Below are 17,677 nucleotides of genomic sequence, written 5' to 3' on the forward strand. Positions count from 1 at the left end.
ATTGGGGGCCTGGCTTACGTTTTCTGTTTCTTCTTTTTGGCCGCCGGGAAAAGCACGTTATTTAATATCAGCCTGTAACCGGGCGAGTTGGGGTGAAGCTTAAGATCGGTGGGCGGGTCGCCAACGGCGTGTTGGTAGTCTTCGGGGTCGTGGCCGCCGTAAAAGGTCCACTGCCCTTTGCCGTACTCGCCATGTATGTACCGGGCTTCGTTGGCGGTTTTCATTTCGCCCATAATAGTAACGCCTGGCTTTAATTTATTTTTATTGTAGGCAGTTGTAAGCCCCATAAAACCTTTTATTACCTTATCGTGGTCCTGTGTAAGCATGCTGGGCACTACATCCCACTTGGCCGAAAAATCAAACAGTGTAAAAAAGTCGCGGCTGCGCTCTATCTGCCTTACCGGGGTAACATCAATGTTTGCAAACTGGTGCGATGTTGGGTTTTGGTCCAAAGTAAAATTCTGAAAAGCGAAAGTCTGTGTAAAGTCAAGTTTGGATTGCGCATCCGGGTCGGCGGGGTCGCCATCGAACATGCTTTCAACAATATCCGTGTTTGAGGCCGCAAGTGCAATATCAAAGGTATCGGTACCGCTGCACATAGCAAACAGGAAACCCCCGCCGGCGCAAAAATCGCGGATGTGCTGCACCACTGCCAATTTCATCTGCGATACCTTTTTAAAACCCAGCTTAGCAGCCATGGCCTGCTGGCTTTTTACATCATCGTTATACCATTGAGCGTAGCGGTAAATCCCGTAAAACTTGCTGAACTGACCGGTAAAATCCTCGTGGTGCATGTGCAGCCAGTCGTACTTAGGCAGGTCGCCGCGTATCACTTCTTCGTCGTAAATCACATCGTAAGGGATCTCGGCATATTTTAAAACCAGGGTAACGGCATCATCCCAGGGTAGTTTGTTCTTGGGCGAGTATACCGCCATTTTGGGCGCTTTCTCCAGCTTTACCATATCCATATTGACTGATGGATCGCTAACTTCGGTCAATATTTCGTTAGCCTTTGCATCGGGTAAAACCTGGTAGCTCACTCCTCTTATCTTGCACTCATCCTCCAGCCGCTTATCATACTTCATCATAAAGCTGCCACCACGATAATTAAGCAGCCAGTCTACCGTTTCGCCGTTCTTCAGCGTCCAGAACGCAATGCCGTACGACTTTAGGTGGTCTTTCTGTTCTTCATCCATGGGGATAAGGATAGAGGCAGCCCTGGTTAGAAAAGGTAGAAAGCATAATGCTAAAAGCAGAAAGCTTTTTCTTTTAGGTAAAAGGTAAAAGGTAAAAGGTAAAAGGAACTTTTTTAAATTATTCATGGCCGTTACCAAATGTAACGATTAATTGGGAATGGTATTATCTGTGTAGCTTTTAGCTTTCTGCTTTTAGCCTTAAGCTTTTTTATTAACTTTGCCACCTGTTTAAAATTTAAAACAAATGAGCAAAGCAATAATTAAAACCGAAAAAGGCGACATGACCGTTCAATTTTATGATAAGGATGCGCCAAACACTGTAGCAAACTTTTTAGGGTTAGCTAAATCAGGTTTTTACGATAACGTAACTTTTCACCGTGTTATTCCAAATTTTGTAGTACAGGGCGGCGACCCAACCGGTACCGGTGCAGGTGGCAGCGGCAAACGCATCGACTGTGAACTTACGGGCGATAACCAATACCACGACCGCGGTGTGCTATCAATGGCGCATGCAGGCCGTAACACCGGCAGCTCGCAATTTTTTATCTGCCACAGCCGAGATAATACCGCTCACCTCGACCGTAACCACACCGTTTTTGGTAAAGTGGTTGAGAACGTTGACGTGGTTGACGATATACGCCAGGGCGATAAAATTTTAGGAATAGAAGTTATTGAAGATTAGTTAAAGAAGTTGAAGATGTTGTAAATGTTGCGGGGTTTAACCCTTGCAATTTTTACAACCTTTATAACCATTACAACATAAAGAATGAATTTACAGGGAATTGTTGCGGTATCGGGTAAACCGGGTTTATGGAGGGCGCTTGCGCAAAACAAAACCGGTTATGTTTTAGAGAGCCTTGATGCGCAAAAAACTAAGTTGGTAGTAAACCTATCAACCGCTAAGCTGGCCGCATTAAACGAGATCACTATTTTTGGCCTTGAAGATGATATAAAGCTTGTTGACGTTTTTGAGCGTATGAAAGCCACAACCGTACCTGCGGTTAAGGACGATGGCAAAAAACTCCGTGAGTTTTTCTACGAAGTTGCTGCCGACCATGATGAGGAAAAAGTATATTCATCAGATATTAAAAAGATCATTAACTGGTACCTGATATTAAAAGACATGCCTTTGTTTAACGAAGAGCCTGCTGCTGCACCGGTTGCCGAAGAAGCACCGGCCGCCGAACCGGTAAAGGAAGCAGCGCCTGCCGCCGAAGCCCCTAAAGCGAAAGCAAAGAAAGCACCAGCTAAAAAAGCGTAGGTTTTACGGCCAAGAAATATTAAGCCCCGATAGGATTGATCCTGTCGGGGCTTTGTTTGTTATATAAAACTATGTCAATTGCGAGGAGCGTAGCGACGTGGCAACCTCGTCGTAAGCAATGCGGCTATGCATTAGTGACGAGGTTGCCGCGCTATCGCTCGCAATAACATGGTGTTTATAATTACTGTAATTACCTATGCGTCCACCGCATCATAAACCACAACCTTTTCCCAAAGGTGGCTATGGTCTTTAATAAATTGTTGGTGAATGGGGTGGCTTTGATAGGTAGCTTGGCCTTCCAGGTCGGCGAAGAACATTACTTCTGATACCCCCCAGCTGTTATCAACCACGTCGCGTTTTTCGGTGCTGGCAACAACGCCTACGTGCAGTTCCTTAATGGTTTCTATTTTGCCGAGCGACTTTACGCCGGCCACCAGTTTATCGCGGTCTTCTTTCGAATTGGGATTTTTCAACCAGAAAAGCGCGTGGTGTACAATTGGATATCTGTTTATCATGGTAGTATTTTTTAATATTGATGGAATTGCCGATGCAACCGCCGTGCCTGCGGCAACGGTAGCTGCGGTTGCTATAAATTTACGTCGGTTGGTTGTGTTCATGAACTAATTGTTATTCGAAGTTACACTTGGGTTTAATACATGCTCTAAATCACCTTTTTTTAATAGGTCTTCAATAACTTTTCCAATGCAATCTCTTGTCAATTCTTTAACAAAAAGATCCGGCGGGGTTATATACAAGCCATTCAAATTATCGCCTTCTAATTTGTTTAAACTATTGGCAGTTTTCAAAAAATTGAAGGTCCATACATTGATCCCATATTTTCTACCATCGGGTAACTCAACTTGGATATTACAAAACTCATTTTCGATGTCCCAATTACCTGGTTCAACAACTTCAAATTCGAGCCAAAGTTTAAATTCTGTCATAATATCTTAACAATCCGGCTGTTCGCATTTCTCATTACTAAACTCCGGCTCAAAGGTGCTGTGGCTGATGGACAGGTGCTCCAGCCTGTGGCGCAGATCGTGTTTTATGTCGTCGAAGATGCCCATGTTCTCGGGCTTTACCACCAGGTGGGCGGTTAAGGCGTTCTCAGTAGTGCTTAGCGCCCAAACGTGCATGTGATGGATATTTACCACACCCTCGGTTTTCATCAGTTCGGCTTTTATTTTTTTCAGGTCGATATCTTTTGGTACGCCATCCATCTCCAGTCGCAGGCTGTCCTTAAGCAAATTCCAGGTGCCGGTTAAAATTACGATGCCGATGATGATACTTACGGCGCTGTCTATCCAGGTAAGGTGTGTAAAGTAAATGATAATACCCGATACCACAACCCCAAGCGATACAATGGCATCTACCGCCATGTGCAGGTAAGCACCTTTAACGTTAAGGTCGCTGTCTTTATCCTTTACAAAAAGCCATGCCGTAAAGCCATTAATAGCTATACCCACAAAGGCCACCCAGGCAACGGTGCCGCCGGCAATGGGTTCGGGATGTATAAAGCGCATCACGGCCTCGTACACTATAAAGCCAACGGCAACAATCAGGATCATGGCGTTAAAAAACGACACGATAATGGTTGAGCGTTTATAACCGTAGGTATATACCTTGTTTGATTTTGCCTTGGCGAGTTTAAAGGCCAGTAAGGCTAACGCTAATGAAGCCACATCACTCAGGTTATGCCCGGCATCCGTAAGCAGCGATAACGAACCGCTGATGAAACCGTAAACCACCTCGATAACCACAAAAGCCGAGTTAAGCACAATTCCCCATATAAAGGCCGCGTTCAGGTGGTCGATCTTTGGTGCGTGATCGTGGTGATGGTGCGAGTGGTCGTGCATGGTGGTAAAGTTAGGGAAAAAGATGTTTCAATTTCGAACGAGGTAAAAAGTAGTCTGGGTTGACAGTTTGTGATTTAGTTCTTTGTTGGGGTTGGCAGTGAAGTATATGAACAGTCAGTGGATGTTACGTTTTTCGCGTTTTTTTTATCGTTTTGGCGCTCAAGAGGGCTTCGCCGTTTTTTTCTCTCAAAAGAAAGTAACCAAAGAAAAATCGTGGCTGCGTCCTGCTCTGTGAAAGTTGGTGCTAAGGCAGGTGCTGTGCTATCCGAACAGGCCAATGCAGCATTTTGAGGTTACGTTCTGTCCGTCAGGCTCATTAAAAATCCTGTTAATCCCATAAATCCGCTTCATCCCGGTTCACTGGTGATGATACGGCTCGCCCTTTATAATGCTGTATGCCCGATAAAGCTGCTCTACAAAAAACAGGCGTACCATTTGGTGCGAAAAGGTCATGCGGCTAAGCGAGATCTTGTCGTTAGCGCGCTGGTAAACGGATTGGTCGAAGCCATATGGGCCGCCTACTACGAATATGAGATTGGCTGATGATGAAACTGAACGCTTATTGATATAATTGGCAAACTGTACCGAAGTAAACTCCATGCCGTTCTCGTCCAGCAGTATCACATGATCCTGAGCGGTGATTTTTTTGAGGATCAGTTCTGCCTCTTTGGTTTTTTGCTGTTCTTCGGTGAGGGCTTTGGTGTTTTTAAGCTCGGGGATGTCGGTCATTTCCAACTTGGTATAATGCTTCAATCGTTTTACATACTTTTCAATGCCATCCTTTAAGTAGGCATCCTCGGTTTTGCCAACGGTTATAAATGTAATTTTCATCGGGCCATGTAACTTATAAAGTAGAAATGTGCTCTTATTGTTGTAACATTGAACGCAAAATTACCTATTAAAAGCTGCAAAGCTACATGGAACAAGATATTATAAACAATTACATGCAAGCTGCGGCGCTGGCAAAGCAAGAGGCAGATAAATATAAAGGGCTGGCTAATTACTATTCGCTGTTAAGGCTGGGTGTTTTTGCGCTGATGATCTATGTGATATACCTCACCATTGCGCAGGATAACTTTACCATTATGGCTGTTGGGTTTGTGGTGCTGCTGGCCGGTTTTGCATGGCTGGTTGCCCGCCAGGGCGAGTACGAGCGCCAGCGCGATTACTACCTTGATCTTGAAAAAATAAACCTGAACGAGATAAACAGCCTGCAAAGCAATACTAACTTATATAACAATGGGCAACGTTACAGTAACGAGAAGCACTTTTATAGTTCCGATCTGGATATCTTCGGCAACGCGTCGTTGTTTCAGTTGATAAACCGTGCAGCTACCTCGGCCGGGAACGATAAACTGGCCGCATGGTTAAATGCCCCGGCTGATAAGCCTACCGTATTGTCGCGCCAGGAGGCGTTTAAGGAAGTAGCTGCCAACAACGATTGGAAGGTAAATACCCAAACCAAGCTGCTGTTTGCCACTAAAGAGGATACTGACCAGATGAAACGCCTTTTTATTTACCTGGGCATCCCGTTAGAACTATCGGGCGAAAAGTGGTTAAGCCCCTACATTAAAATAGCACCTTATTTACTACTCGCTACAATATTGGCCGGCATATTCTTACATCCGGTTTTTGTATTTATTGCTGTCGCGATAGCGTTTTTTAATACGCTTATACTGCTTGCCAAGGGGAGTTTTATATTAAAAGGAGGCGCCATAGCCGATAAAATCGGTAGCGTGCTGGCTAATTATGCCATTGTGTTTAAGGCAATAGAAAACCAGCAATGGCAATCAAAACGCTGCACGGAACTGAATGAGAAACTCCGGGTAAATCAAACCTCAAAAAATATCGAGGAGCTATCAAAGCTTATTAATAAACTTAGCTATAGCCTAATTATGATAGTAGGGTTTATACTAAATGTATTCTTTTTATGGGCGCTAAAGCAAATCCTGCTTATCGAAAAATGGAAGCGTAATAATCAACACAATTTTGAAGAAGCCTTTGATGTAATTGCCGAATTTGAGGCATTGATGAGTATTGCCGTACCATCTATCAACTACCCAGACTGGACAACCCCAATTATTGCCGATACCAAAGGTTACACCGTTATCGCCAAAAATATCGCCCACCCGCTTATCCGTGGCAAAAGGGTTGATAACGATTACAACTTACAGGACGCTTATAACATCGATATTATTACCGGCAGTAATATGGCCGGTAAAAGTACTTTTCTGCGCACCATCGGTATCAACACAGTGCTGGCGCTTGCCGGGTCTAAAGTTTGCGCATCGGCGATGGAGGTTTCGGTTATCACGATAGTAAGCTATATGCGCATAAAGGATTCGCTGAACGAAAGCACATCAACCTTTAAAGCCGAGCTTGACCGCCTGCAGATGCTGCTGGCAGCCGTTGAAAATGAATACCGTGTTTTCTTTTTAATAGACGAGATGCTGCGCGGAACCAACTCTATGGATAAATACCTGGGCAGCAAAGCGGTGATAGAGCAGCTCATCAGCAAAAAAGGCGTAGGCATGGTTGCCACACACGATCTGCAAATTGCCCGGCTGGAAGATAAGTACCCTAACTATGTGCGCAATTACTACTTCGACATCCAGGTGATAGACGGCGAAATGCTGTTTGATTATAAGATAAAGCATGGCGAGTGCAAAACCTTTAACGCATCGTTATTGCTTAAACGGATAGGGATAAATGTTGGTGAAGAGTAAACGGTAAACAGCAACCGTCAAAATGCCGATGCTTAATTGTAATAAGAATACATTTACCGACAATTTGCATTCGTTCACCTAAAAACCCTGTTAAAAAGTTTGGTTTTGATACACTTTTGTGGTGTTAAAACACTAAACATCATGACAACCTTACTTTCACTACCTATACTTACTATGATAGTTGCTTTGCTCACAAAAGTGATTGTTTTCATCAGCCTCTTGGGCCATCTCATTTTCTAATATAACCCCGGCCACCTCTAAATCTCCCCCGGTAGGGGAGAATTTTTCCTTAAAAGCCCTCCCTTCCGGGGAGGGTTTGGGTGGGGCTGCTATTTGTATATTAAATTAATACACACCATATTTATGCTATGGCAAACCAACCTATTATTACAGTAAAAAACCTGGTTAAAAATTACGATGATTTCCAGGCGGTAAAGGGCATTAGTTTTGAAGTTTACGAAGGCGAGATCTTCGGGCTGCTTGGCCCCAACGGCGCCGGCAAAACCACCACGCTGGAAGTTATAGAAACCTTGCGCGACAAAACATCCGGCGAAATAACAGTGGATGGCTTCAACATCGAAACAGATGCCGACAGTATTAAAAAGCGAATCGGCGTACAATTGCAGGCAGCCGGTTATTATCCCAACCTTAACTTATCCGAGCTGATCGTATTGTTCTCGGGCTTGTATGGCGTTAACAAAACCCCTACAGAAATGCTGGAGAAGGTAGCTCTTACTGATAAAGCTAAGGCTAAATATAAAGACCTTAGCGGCGGGCAAAAGCAGCGGTTTTCTATCGCTACCACCCTTATCAACAACCCGCGCATTATTTTCCTGGACGAACCTACAACCGGCCTTGACCCGCAGGCCCGCCGTAACCTTTGGGATTTGATCCGCGAGATCCGCAATGCGGGTACTACCGTTGTGATCACTACCCACTATATGGACGAGGCTGAAGTGCTTTGCGACCGCGTGGCGTTTGTCGACGGCGGCCATATCATCGGTATAGATACTCCCGACCATTTTATTGACCAACTGGTTGCCACGGGTTTTGAACGCGCCAAACAAACCAAAGGCGCCAACCTGGAAGATGTATTTATTAACCTTACCGGCAAGGAGTGGAGAGAAGGGTAGGAGGAGTTGGCAGTTGCCTGTAGGTAGTTTGCAGTTTTTATAAACACCAATAAACTAATGAACGATTGAACCAATGAACCAAAATTATAGCAATACCCGCGCAACGCTGGCCATAGCCAAAGCCAGTTTCCGTTCTATTTTACGCAGCCCCTCGGCGGTGGTGTTTAGTTTGGCTTTTCCGCTGATATTTATACTGGTGTTTGCCAATATCGGCGGCGGCGGTGTAGCTGTTGATGTTGGAGTAGCCAAAGGTGCCGATACGCTTAGTCCGGTTTACAAGGCGCTAAAAAAAGTTACGGTAATTAACCTGATAAAAGATCAAACCGCCGACGAAATGGCCAAAAACCTCTCTAAAGGAAGCATAGACGCTATAATTGATATCAAAACAAACACCGGCGATCTTACTATTTATCCGCCTTTATCTTCCTTGCCACAAAAAGCTGCTTATATGGTAAACGTACAATACACTACGTCATCCTCGAAAGGCCCCATACTTAAATCGGTTATTACTAATGTTTTAAACGAAATAAACGAAACCTATAGAAAGATGAGCATGGCAACCACACCGCCGCAAGCCGCCGAACTCAAAGAAGCCACGGTGAGCGGTCGCGCTTATAAATACATCGATTTTATCCTTCCCGGTCAGCTGGGTTTTTCGCTATTGAGCAGCGGGGTATTTGGTACGGCATTCGTATTTATCAGCTTGCGGTTAACACTGGTTATCAAACGTTTTTTTGCAACACCGGTTAAAAGGTACAGCATTGTTTTGGGCGAAGCCATCGCGCGGATCGTATTCTCGCTGTTAGGCGCGCTGTTCATCATTATGGTTGGGCATTACGCGTTTGGCTTTACGCTGATCCATGGCATAGTCACGGTGCTGAATATGCTGGTGCTTTGCGCCATAGGCCTTATCATTTTTATGGGTTTTGGGTTTACCGTATCGGGCATAGCCAAAAACGAAAGTACGGTGCCGCCATTATCTAATATTATTACGCTGCCGCAGTTCCTGCTGTCGGGCACGTTCTTTTCGGTAACGGCTTTCCCTAAGTGGCTGCAATATGTAAGTAATGCCCTGCCCTTAACACATTTAAATAATGCCATGCGCAAGGTTGCCTTTGAAGGGGCCGGCCTTGGCGATGTAACCCACCAGCTGTTCATCCTGCTGTTATGGGGCATAGGTGTATACGCCGTTGCCGTTAAAACCTTTAAATGGGAATAGACGAGGCAGGGAGCAAAGTATGCAGAGACGCGATACTTCGCGTCTTTTTTTGTTTGTGCTTAACACTAAATTAACATTGGCCAAAATCCTTAACATATTAATAATATTAACACTTGCATACTTAACACGCAGGTAACAATCAGGAAATACATTTGCATTAAAATAATATTAATCAAATGTTAAAGAATATCATACGCTTAACATTACCGCTGGTTATCTTAACGGTATGTTCATTAAAAGTTAACGCGCAGGACTCCAAAGCCGGTACCTGGGGCATTGTAACCATTGTTATGCCCGGCGATAGCGTACACCGCTGGGGTGGGTACACCGAGTTCCAGGCGCGCACAAACGGCTCGGGGTTTAGCCAGTTTCAGTATTACGAGGCGAAGGCCGGTGTAAGCTATGATATTGATAAAAACTTTATTGCCTTGTTGGGTACCGGTACTTATCATACCTATGATTATTTCGACGTGGATAAGGGCCCGCTTACCAACGAATTTAGGGTATGGGAGCAAATGACCATTAACCAGTTTTTAACCCCGCTAAAGTTTGAACACCGCTACCGCGTAGAACAGCGTTGGGTAAACGGTAATTACCGAAACCGTTTCCGTTACAGGTTAAATATGTTTGTGCCGCTTAACAACAAAAAAATTACGGCTAAAACCTGGTTCATATCGGTATTTGACGAGATATTTTTTAACAATAAAGCGCCGAACTTTGAACGTAACCGCGTATCCGCCTCGTTGGGTTACCAGTTTGATAAAAAATGGATAGTACAGGCAGGGTGGCTTAACCAGCGTAATTACACTACTGCTACCAGTAGCGCCAAAAACAATTTAATGCTAACGCTGATGTACCGTATAAATCGTAAAAACAGCGCCGACCACGAGCGCCTGCCTACCACAAACGATTAATAATCATTACAAATGCAAAATTTGCGTTGCTATTTCCTGTTTTTGCGCTTAACTTAGCCGACCAAATTAGTATAGTATTACATTCAAAAAAATCCGACAATAAACTATGAGCTTGATAATTGATGTCCATGCGCGCCAGATACTTGATTCCCGTGGCAATCCTACAATTGAAGTAGACGTAATTACAGAAAATGGCGTACTTGGCCGTGCCGCAGTACCATCTGGTGCTTCAACCGGTGTGCATGAGGCTGTTGAGCTTCGCGACAATGATAAAGCTGTGTACATGGGTAAGGGCGTTTTAAAAGCTGTTGCCAATGTAAACGAAAAAATTGCTGCCGAATTAAAAGGCGTTGATGTATTTGAGCAAAACGCTATAGACGCTATTATGATTGCCCTTGATGGGTCAGAAAATAAAGGTAACCTGGGTGCTAACGCCATCCTTGGTGTTTCGTTGGCGGTGGCTAAAGCTGCCGCACAAGAAAGCCGCCAGCCTTTGTACCGTTACATAGGCGGTGTTAATGCTAATACCTTGCCTATCCCGATGATGAACATTGTTAACGGCGGTTCACACTCTGACGCGCCTATCGCGTTCCAGGAGTTTATGATCATGCCGGTTGGCGCTTCATCATTCTCGGAAGCATTGCGTTGGGGTACCGAAGTATTCCATAACCTGAAGAAGATCTTACACGACAGGGGACTTTCTACAGCAGTAGGCGACGAAGGTGGTTTTGCACCAACCTTTGAAGGTACCGAAGATGGTGTTGAAACCATTTTAAAGGCGATTGAAAAAGCAGGTTACAAACCGGGTGTAGATATCTGCCTTGCGTTTGACTGCGCCGCTTCTGAGTTTTACAAAGACGGCAAATACGATTATACAAAATTTGAAGGCGAAAAAGGCGCTATCCGTACCAGCGAACAGCAGGCCGATTACCTTGCCGAATTAGCTGCAAAATACCCGATCATTTCTATTGAAGACGGTATGGGCGAGGACGACTGGGCCGGCTGGAAATTATTGACCGAAAAAATTGGTGATAAAGTACAGTTAGTAGGCGACGATTTGTTTGTTACCAACGTTAAACGTTTACAACAAGGTATTGATAACGATACTGCAAACTCTATCCTGGTAAAAGTTAACCAGATAGGTTCGTTAACCGAAACCATTAACGCGGTTACTTTGGCGCATACCAATGGTTATACATCTGTAATGAGTCACCGTTCGGGCGAAACTGAAGATGTTACCATTGCCGACCTTGCTGTTGCCTTAAACTGCGGACAGATAAAAACCGGTTCGGCATCACGGTCTGACAGGATCGCTAAATACAACCAATTGCTGCGCATCGAAGAAGAACTTGGTGAAGCAGCACGTTTTATTGGTAAGGATTTTAAATATTACAATAAGAAATAATAAGGCCCCTAACCCCCTTGAAGGGGGAATAGGATTTAAAATTGAAAGCCGGTCAATCTGTTGACCGGCTTTTTTGTCTTGTGAGTTTATCCAACCTGTCATGCTGAACGATAGTGAAGCATCTACTCGCCGATATGCTTAACGGTGATGCACAGTTCACTATCAGATTCTTCGCTCGCGCTCAGAATGACAAGATGTTGCTAAACCAAAAAAGCCTTTCCGTTTCCGAAAAGGCTTTCTCATTATATTGTTATTAATTATTGGCGTGCTGCACCGCCACCTGCGCCACCGGCACCGTTTTGGTCGCCACCCTGTATAAGGTCGTCATTGTTTACGCCTTTCTTTTTCTGCTGCGGAGCGAAGGTTGTTTTACCAAAGCTATAGCTAAACGTTATACCAAACGAACGGAAAGGGAACGCTGTGCTGCTGCTTTGTGTAAAGCCCGGACTTGATAGCTTTTGATTGAAGGCTTTATCCCTTGCAAATGGCTGTACGGTATTGAAACCAATAGAGGCTTTTTTATCAGCAAATTGCTTTTTAATACCAAAAGCATATATACCGAAGGCGGGGTTTTCGCCCTGTATGGTTTTGCGCGGCGAATTGGTAAATCCAAATACTTCGGCAATTATGCCGTGGCTAAACTGGTACTGCCCGCTTGCAAACGCGGTGTATTGGATATAAGTACCTGTTTGGCTTTGCGCGTTCTTATAAATACCGGCCGGGTCTGGGTTGTATGTGTAAGCATTGATGCTGGCACGCAAGGTTAACGGCTTAATTGGGTTTACCGAACCAAAGAAGCTTGCACCGAACGAGTTGTTTTTACCAATATTGGTGTAAACCGTACGGGTACCTTTAATTGTATCGGTACCAATAATTTCGGTTAATGGCGACGCGATACCTTCGATGATATTACTTGTATGTTTGTAGTATACCGAGAAGTTAAGCACCGATGATTTAATGAACGTATTGTAATTAAACTCGATAGTTTGCGATTTCTCTGGCGATAAGTTTGGATTACCCACCGTTTGATTTAATATACTTGTACGGTTAATAAACGGATTTAACACCTGCAGGCTTGGCCTTTGTATACGTTTGCTGTACGATAATTTGTAAGTGTTAGAACCAGATACCTTTTGAATGGTAAGGCTTGGTATGTAGGTTTCGTAATTTGCTTTAAAAGGTTGCAAACCCTGGTTAGCGGCAGTTGCTGCGCTTACATATGGGTTTTGCGGGTCGCCTTTAATACGGGTTTCCTCAAACCTGCCACCCACTAATAACGAATAGCTTTTAGGTAACGTAAAGGTTAAAACACTGTACGCGGCGTAAACATTTTGGTTGTAATTATAAAGATTAGAGTTCAGCGAATCGCGTAGCACATCCCCGCCAACGCTGTTGGTAGAGAAGATATCATAAGCGCTGTTAATACGCCTCTGTATGGTTTTACCACCAGCTTCAATCTTCAACAACTTGCTTACCGGCAGGGTGTAATCGCCTTGCAGGGTATACTCGTTATTTTTACCATCATTGGCACCTTTCTGGCTTGGGTTAATAGCGGTATATAAACTGTTAAAATCAGTATTAATAATGCTATGGCTCCACTGGCCCGATAAGGTAACCTCGTGGCCCTCTTTTTTAAATTTGTGGGTATAATCTAAATTCCAATCGAACCCGGTGAATTTGTTATGAGAGATGGTTTTACCAACATAATCAAGGCTGGTATTATTAATATTATCGGTACGGTTAAAGGTACCGCCACCATCAATATCAAAACCACCATCGTTTAAGCGCAGGGTACTGTTAATGCTGTTAAAGCCGTTAAACTCGTAACCCGCTGTTACCGAGCCTAAAGCTCCGTGCCTTTTAATACGGCTGCTGGTGTTGCTGGTATTGGAAATATCAGAAGCATCAATAGCAGGGTTAGAACCGCTTGCGGGTATAGCCGGGGTTTTAATGCCCTGGTTAAACGTGGTTATTGATGTTTGCGGCCAGGTTAAGTTACCACCTGCGTTAACAGAAAGGCTAAAACGGTTTTTGTTGTAATTGATATTGGCGTTACCGTTATTTTGACGGGTACCTACACCACCGCTTATTGAGCCGCTTAAGCCCGAAAAGTTTTTTTGCTTGGTGATGATGTTAATGATACCGCCCGAACCTTCTGCATCATATTTGGCCGAAGGGGAGGTAACCACTTCAATAGTTTTGATCTGATCTGCAGGGATGGTTTTTAATACATCGGCAAGGTTTGCTGATGTTGCACCCGATGGCTTCCCGTTTATCAATACCCTTACGTTTTGGTCGCCACGTAACGATACGTTGCCATTAATATCTACCGATACCAACGGAACTTTCTGTAATACATCCGTAGCATTACCGCCGGCGGCGGTAAGGTCTTTTTCGGCATTGTAAACCAGCTTATCTATTTTGTTTTCAATAAGTGCCGCCTGGCCAACAATTGCAACTTCTTTTAATGCTTTAGCGCTTGGTGCAATAACCAGGGTGCCCATATGGTTATCTGGTTTTGAGGCAGTAGTTTCAACCGGGTCGAAGGTTTTTGTTGGATAACCTATAAATGAAATGGTGATCTTGTATTGTCCCGCCTTCACGTTGTTGATCTGGAAGTTTCCCTTGTCATCGGTTAGCACACCGTTTATTGGTGTTTTGGCGCCGCTTTTAAACAAGCTGATGGTAGCATAATCAACCGGCTTTTTGGTAAGCGAATCGATAACCGTACCCGATATCTTGCCAACGATGGAGGAACCCCCACCGCCAACCCCAAACTGGGCTTTGGCCGATATTGAAGCACAAATAACTATTATAAGTAAAAATATACGTTTCATATTTTGGTTAATTTTGGTAATTGGAGGCGAAAATGCCTAAAATGTTACAGGGAGGCCCCTGTTTTATGTAAATAATATGCAAGTGTAATGTACATGTTACACTAAGAGGGGTAATAAACCCCTGTATACTTGCTGTTTAAAGCGGATACACAGGGGCATTAAGTAATATTGTTATATAACGATGTTTACAATGCGGCCTTTAACCACAATTACCTTTTTAGGTGTTTTGCCATCAAGGTATTTTTGAACATCGGTGTTAGCTAAAATGGCGGCTTCTATATCAGCCGCTTCCATCGTTAACGATAAACTTACATTGGTTTTCATTTTTCCGTTAAAGGATACCGGGTAGCTAAACTCATCCTCAACTAAATATGCGGGGTTAAATTTTGGATAAGCCGCGGTAGAAATGCTGCCTGCCGGGTTGCCCAGCAATACCCAAAGCTCCTCGCAAATGTGCGGGGCGTAGGGGGCAAGCACAATTACCAGGTCGTGCAGGATTGCGCGCTTGTTGCATTTAAGGTCGGTCAATTCGTTTACAGCTATCATAAAGCTGGATACGGAGGTATTGAACGAAAAACGCTCGATATCTTCCTCCACCTTGCGGATGATCTTGTGTAATGATTTTAGTTCGGCTTTTGTTGGTGCCTCGTTGCTTACGTTAAAGTTCCATTCCGCATCATGGAAAAGCCTCCAGAATTTGCGCAGGAATTTGAACACCCCCTCAATGCCATTGGTATTCCAGGGCTTGCTCTGCTCCAATGGTCCTAAAAACATCTCGTACATGCGTAAAGTATCCGCACCGTAACGGGCTATCAGGTCATCCGGGTTAACCACGTTGAATTTGGACTTGGACATTTTTTCCACTTCAACACCGCAGATGTATTTGCCATTCTCCAATACAAATTCTGCATCAGCAAAGTCTTCTCTCCATGCTTTAAACTTGTTAAGGTTCAATACCTCGTTATCCACAATGTTCACATCAACATGCAGCGGAGAGATTTTATGATCTTTTATGAGACCGTGAGATACAAAAGTGTTTGTGCCCCTGCCTTCTTCATCAATTAGTCGGTACACAAAATTACTCCGCCCCTGTATCATCCCCTGGTTGATTAGCTTTTTGAAAGGTTCTTCCTCAACCACTTTGCCAATGTCTTTCAGGAATTTGTTCCAGAAACGGCTGTACAGCAAGTGGCCGGTGGCATGTTCGCTGCCGCCAATGTACAGGTCAACATCCCGCCAGTATTCAATCGCTTCGCGCGATGCAAATTCCTGGTCGTTATGGGCATCCATGTAGCGGTACCAGTACCAGCTGCTGCCTGCCCAACCCGGCATAGTGCTTAATTCGTATTCATAAGAAGCCCCCTTAGCCCCCTCTAAATCTCCCCCGGTAGGGGATACTTTAGCTTCGCCCTCTTTGTGTGGCTGGTTAGGTTTGTATTTCCAATCCGTAGCGCGGCCCAGCGGCGGTTCGCCGCTTTCGGTTGGCAGGTATTTATCAATCTCGGGCAACAATAAGGGCAGGTGCTGCTCGTCGATAAGGTAAGGCAGGCCACCTTTAAAGTAAACCGGCACCGGCTCGCCCCAGTAACGCTGGCGGCCAAAAATGGCATCGCGCATCCTGAAGTTCACTTTTGCTTTACCTAAACCCAACTCTTCCAGTTTGGCAACTACCGCGGCGGTGCCTTCTTTGTAGCCCAAACCGTTCATAAAGTCGCTGTTGATGTATTTGCCTTCCTTGGTTGGGTCGGCCTCCACTTCAATATTCTGGATATCGATGATCGGTATTATCGGCAAATTAAAATGCTTAGCGAACAAATAGTCGCGCTGGTCGCCGGATGGTACCGCCATAACAGCGCCGGTACCGTAGCCTGCCAAAACGTAATCGGCAATCCAAACGGGGATCTTATCGCCATTAAGCGGGTTAGTTACATAACTACCGGTAAAAGCACCAGACACCGTTTTTGTATCGGCCATACGATCCAATTCGCTTTTCTTTTTGGTTTGGGCAATGTATGCATCAATATCCGCCTTTTGCGCTGGTGTGGTCAATTCTGCAACTAACTCATGCTCGGGCGCTATCACCAAAAAGCTTACACCGAAGATAGTATCTACGCGGGTAGTGAAAACCTCGATATAGGAAGCCCCCTCTAAATCTCCCCCGATAGGGGAGACTTTCTTTCCTGCTCCCTCTCCTTCGGAGAGGGTTGGGGAGAGGCTTAACGGAAACCTCACACTCGCCCCCACGCTTTTACCAATCCAATTGCGCTGCATTTCTTTCAGGGGCTCGGGCCAGTCAATGGTGTCCAAACCTTCCAGTAAACGTTGGGCGTAGGCGGTTATGCGCATGCTCCACTGCATCATTTTCTTTTGCTCCACAGGGTAGCCGCCGCGCTCGCTAAAGCCGTCTTTTACCTCGTCGTTAGCCAATACGGTACCCAGGGCGGCGCACCAGTTTACGGTACTTTCGCGCAGGTAGGTAAGGCGGTATTTTAGCAGTTCGGCTTGTTGCTGCTGTTCGGTCATGTCCTTCCATTCCGTAGCGGTAAAGCTTAGTATCTCTTCATCGCACACCGCGTTGATACCTGCCGAGCCTTTGCTTTCAAAATGCTCAACCAGTTTGGCAATGCTTTCGGCCTTATCGGCATCTTTATTATACCAGCTGTTAAACAATTGTATAAATATCCACTGCGTCCATTTATAATAATCGGGCGAACTGGTGCGCACCTCCCTGTCCCAATCGAACGAGAAACCTATCTGGTCCAACTGGCGACGGTAAGTGGCAATATTAGCTTCGGTAGTTAACAATGGGTGCTGCCCGGTTTGTATGGCATATTGCTCGGCCGGTAATCCAAAGCTATCATAACCCATTGGGTGCAATACATTAAAGCCTTTTAAGCGCTTATAACGTGCAAAGATATCAGAAGCGATATAGCCCAGCGGGTGGCCAACATGCAACCCCGCGCCCGATGGGTAAGGGAACATATCCAGTACATAATACTTGGGTTTACTGGTTGTGTTTTCGGCCCTGAAGGTTTTATGATCGGCCCAAAATTGCTGCCACTTTTGCTCTATATCTTTAAATTGATAATCCATTTGCTTATTTACCGTATTGAGGTTGCGAAAATAG

14 protein-coding genes are annotated in these 17,677 nt (G+C 44.8%); 7 read left to right on the plus strand and 7 right to left on the minus strand.

What is annotated here, in order from left to right:
- Positions 1-14: 14 nt before the first annotated feature.
- Positions 15-1,196, minus strand: a complete 1,182-nt coding sequence (locus tag EWM62_RS09110; protein ID WP_129876341.1) for an asparagine synthetase B — start codon at positions 1,194-1,196, stop codon at positions 15-17.
- A 244-nt stretch (positions 1,197-1,440) separates the two neighbouring features.
- Here EWM62_RS09110 and EWM62_RS09115 point away from each other — a divergent pair, with 244 nt between their 5' ends.
- Together EWM62_RS09115 and EWM62_RS09120 are read left to right on the plus strand one after the other, a co-directional pair.
- Positions 1,441-1,878, plus strand: a complete 438-nt coding sequence (locus tag EWM62_RS09115; RefSeq protein ID WP_129876342.1) for a peptidylprolyl isomerase — start codon at positions 1,441-1,443, stop codon at positions 1,876-1,878.
- Positions 1,879-1,962: 84 nt separating this feature from the next.
- Positions 1,963-2,457, plus strand: a complete 495-nt coding sequence (locus EWM62_RS09120) for a DUF5606 family protein (RefSeq protein ID WP_129876343.1) — start codon at positions 1,963-1,965, stop codon at positions 2,455-2,457.
- A 194-nt stretch (positions 2,458-2,651) separates the two neighbouring features.
- On the opposite strand, the gene EWM62_RS09125 is transcribed toward EWM62_RS09120, so the two are convergent.
- The 4 genes from EWM62_RS09125 to rlmH all read right to left on the minus strand — a co-directional run bounded on the left by EWM62_RS09125 (position 2,652) and on the right by rlmH (position 5,147).
- Positions 2,652-3,074: a Dabb family protein gene (locus EWM62_RS09125; protein WP_129876344.1), complete on the minus strand. Its 423-nt coding sequence runs from the start codon at positions 3,072-3,074 to the stop codon at positions 2,652-2,654.
- 3 nt (positions 3,075-3,077) lie between these two features.
- Positions 3,078-3,401 (minus strand): hypothetical protein, encoded by a 324-nt coding sequence (locus EWM62_RS09130; protein ID WP_129876345.1) that lies wholly within the window; start codon positions 3,399-3,401, stop codon positions 3,078-3,080.
- Between the two features lie 6 nt (positions 3,402-3,407).
- Complete coding sequence (locus EWM62_RS09135) at positions 3,408-4,316, minus strand: cation diffusion facilitator family transporter (RefSeq protein ID WP_129876346.1); 909 nt, start codon at positions 4,314-4,316, stop codon at positions 3,408-3,410.
- Positions 4,317-4,673: 357 nt separating this feature from the next.
- On the minus strand, positions 4,674-5,147 hold the full coding sequence (gene rlmH, locus EWM62_RS09140) for a 23S rRNA (pseudouridine(1915)-N(3))-methyltransferase RlmH (RefSeq protein WP_129876347.1): 474 nt from the start codon (positions 5,145-5,147) through the stop codon (positions 4,674-4,676).
- 86 nt (positions 5,148-5,233) lie between these two features.
- Between rlmH and EWM62_RS09145 the strand changes: the two genes are divergently transcribed.
- The 5 genes from EWM62_RS09145 (at position 5,234) to eno (ending at position 11,713) form a co-directional block, all read left to right on the plus strand.
- Positions 5,234-7,042, plus strand: coding sequence for a MutS-related protein (locus tag EWM62_RS09145; RefSeq protein WP_129876348.1), 1,809 nt, complete (start codon positions 5,234-5,236; stop codon positions 7,040-7,042).
- Positions 7,043-7,410: 368 nt separating this feature from the next.
- Positions 7,411-8,175 (plus strand): ABC transporter ATP-binding protein, encoded by a 765-nt coding sequence (locus tag EWM62_RS09150; protein WP_129876349.1) that lies wholly within the window; start codon positions 7,411-7,413, stop codon positions 8,173-8,175.
- A 73-nt stretch (positions 8,176-8,248) separates the two neighbouring features.
- On the plus strand, positions 8,249-9,394 hold the full coding sequence (locus tag EWM62_RS09155; protein ID WP_129876350.1) for an ABC transporter permease: 1,146 nt from the start codon (positions 8,249-8,251) through the stop codon (positions 9,392-9,394).
- 176 nt (positions 9,395-9,570) lie between these two features.
- Positions 9,571-10,308 carry a DUF2490 domain-containing protein gene (locus EWM62_RS09160; RefSeq protein ID WP_129876351.1) on the plus strand — a complete coding sequence of 246 codons (738 nt, stop codon included), beginning with the start codon at positions 9,571-9,573 and terminating at the stop codon, positions 10,306-10,308.
- A gap of 106 nt (positions 10,309-10,414) precedes the next feature.
- Positions 10,415-11,713: a phosphopyruvate hydratase gene (eno, locus tag EWM62_RS09165; RefSeq protein WP_129876352.1), complete on the plus strand. Its 1,299-nt coding sequence runs from the start codon at positions 10,415-10,417 to the stop codon at positions 11,711-11,713.
- Between the two features lie 257 nt (positions 11,714-11,970).
- On the opposite strand, the gene EWM62_RS09170 is transcribed toward eno, so the two are convergent.
- Both EWM62_RS09170 and leuS read right to left on the minus strand, forming a co-directional pair.
- Positions 11,971-14,550, minus strand: coding sequence for an outer membrane beta-barrel family protein (locus EWM62_RS09170; RefSeq protein WP_129876353.1), 2,580 nt, complete (start codon positions 14,548-14,550; stop codon positions 11,971-11,973).
- 171 nt (positions 14,551-14,721) lie between these two features.
- Positions 14,722-17,643, minus strand: a complete 2,922-nt coding sequence (leuS, locus tag EWM62_RS09175) for a leucine--tRNA ligase (protein WP_129876354.1) — start codon at positions 17,641-17,643, stop codon at positions 14,722-14,724.
- Positions 17,644-17,677: the final 34 nt, after the last annotated feature.

Origin of the sequence: Mucilaginibacter terrigena, from assembly GCF_004168255.1 — a bacterium.
In the GTDB taxonomy this organism is placed as follows: domain Bacteria; phylum Bacteroidota; class Bacteroidia; order Sphingobacteriales; family Sphingobacteriaceae; genus Mucilaginibacter; species Mucilaginibacter terrigena.

What these genes read in the sequence shown, in the direction of transcription:
- EWM62_RS09110 (WP_129876341.1), bottom strand. Translation starts at nt 1,196, where the DNA reads ATGGATGAAGAACAGAAAGACCACCTAAAGTCGTACGGCATTGCGTTC.
- EWM62_RS09115 (WP_129876342.1), top strand. Translation starts at nt 1,441, where the DNA reads ATGAGCAAAGCAATAATTAAAACCGAAAAAGGCGACATGACCGTTCAA.
- EWM62_RS09120 (WP_129876343.1), top strand. Translation starts at nt 1,963, where the DNA reads ATGAATTTACAGGGAATTGTTGCGGTATCGGGTAAACCGGGTTTATGG.
- EWM62_RS09125 (WP_129876344.1), bottom strand. Translation starts at nt 3,074, where the DNA reads ATGAACACAACCAACCGACGTAAATTTATAGCAACCGCAGCTACCGTT.
- EWM62_RS09130 (WP_129876345.1), bottom strand. Translation starts at nt 3,401, where the DNA reads ATGACAGAATTTAAACTTTGGCTCGAATTTGAAGTTGTTGAACCAGGT.
- EWM62_RS09135 (WP_129876346.1), bottom strand. Translation starts at nt 4,316, where the DNA reads ATGCACGACCACTCGCACCATCACCACGATCACGCACCAAAGATCGAC.
- rlmH (WP_129876347.1), bottom strand. Translation starts at nt 5,147, where the DNA reads ATGAAAATTACATTTATAACCGTTGGCAAAACCGAGGATGCCTACTTA.
- EWM62_RS09145 (WP_129876348.1), top strand. Translation starts at nt 5,234, where the DNA reads ATGGAACAAGATATTATAAACAATTACATGCAAGCTGCGGCGCTGGCA.
- EWM62_RS09150 (WP_129876349.1), top strand. Translation starts at nt 7,411, where the DNA reads ATGGCAAACCAACCTATTATTACAGTAAAAAACCTGGTTAAAAATTAC.
- EWM62_RS09155 (WP_129876350.1), top strand. Translation starts at nt 8,249, where the DNA reads ATGAACCAAAATTATAGCAATACCCGCGCAACGCTGGCCATAGCCAAA.
- EWM62_RS09160 (WP_129876351.1), top strand. Translation starts at nt 9,571, where the DNA reads ATGTTAAAGAATATCATACGCTTAACATTACCGCTGGTTATCTTAACG.
- eno (WP_129876352.1), top strand. Translation starts at nt 10,415, where the DNA reads ATGAGCTTGATAATTGATGTCCATGCGCGCCAGATACTTGATTCCCGT.
- EWM62_RS09170 (WP_129876353.1), bottom strand. Translation starts at nt 14,550, where the DNA reads ATGAAACGTATATTTTTACTTATAATAGTTATTTGTGCTTCAATATCG.
- leuS (WP_129876354.1), bottom strand. Translation starts at nt 17,643, where the DNA reads ATGGATTATCAATTTAAAGATATAGAGCAAAAGTGGCAGCAATTTTGG.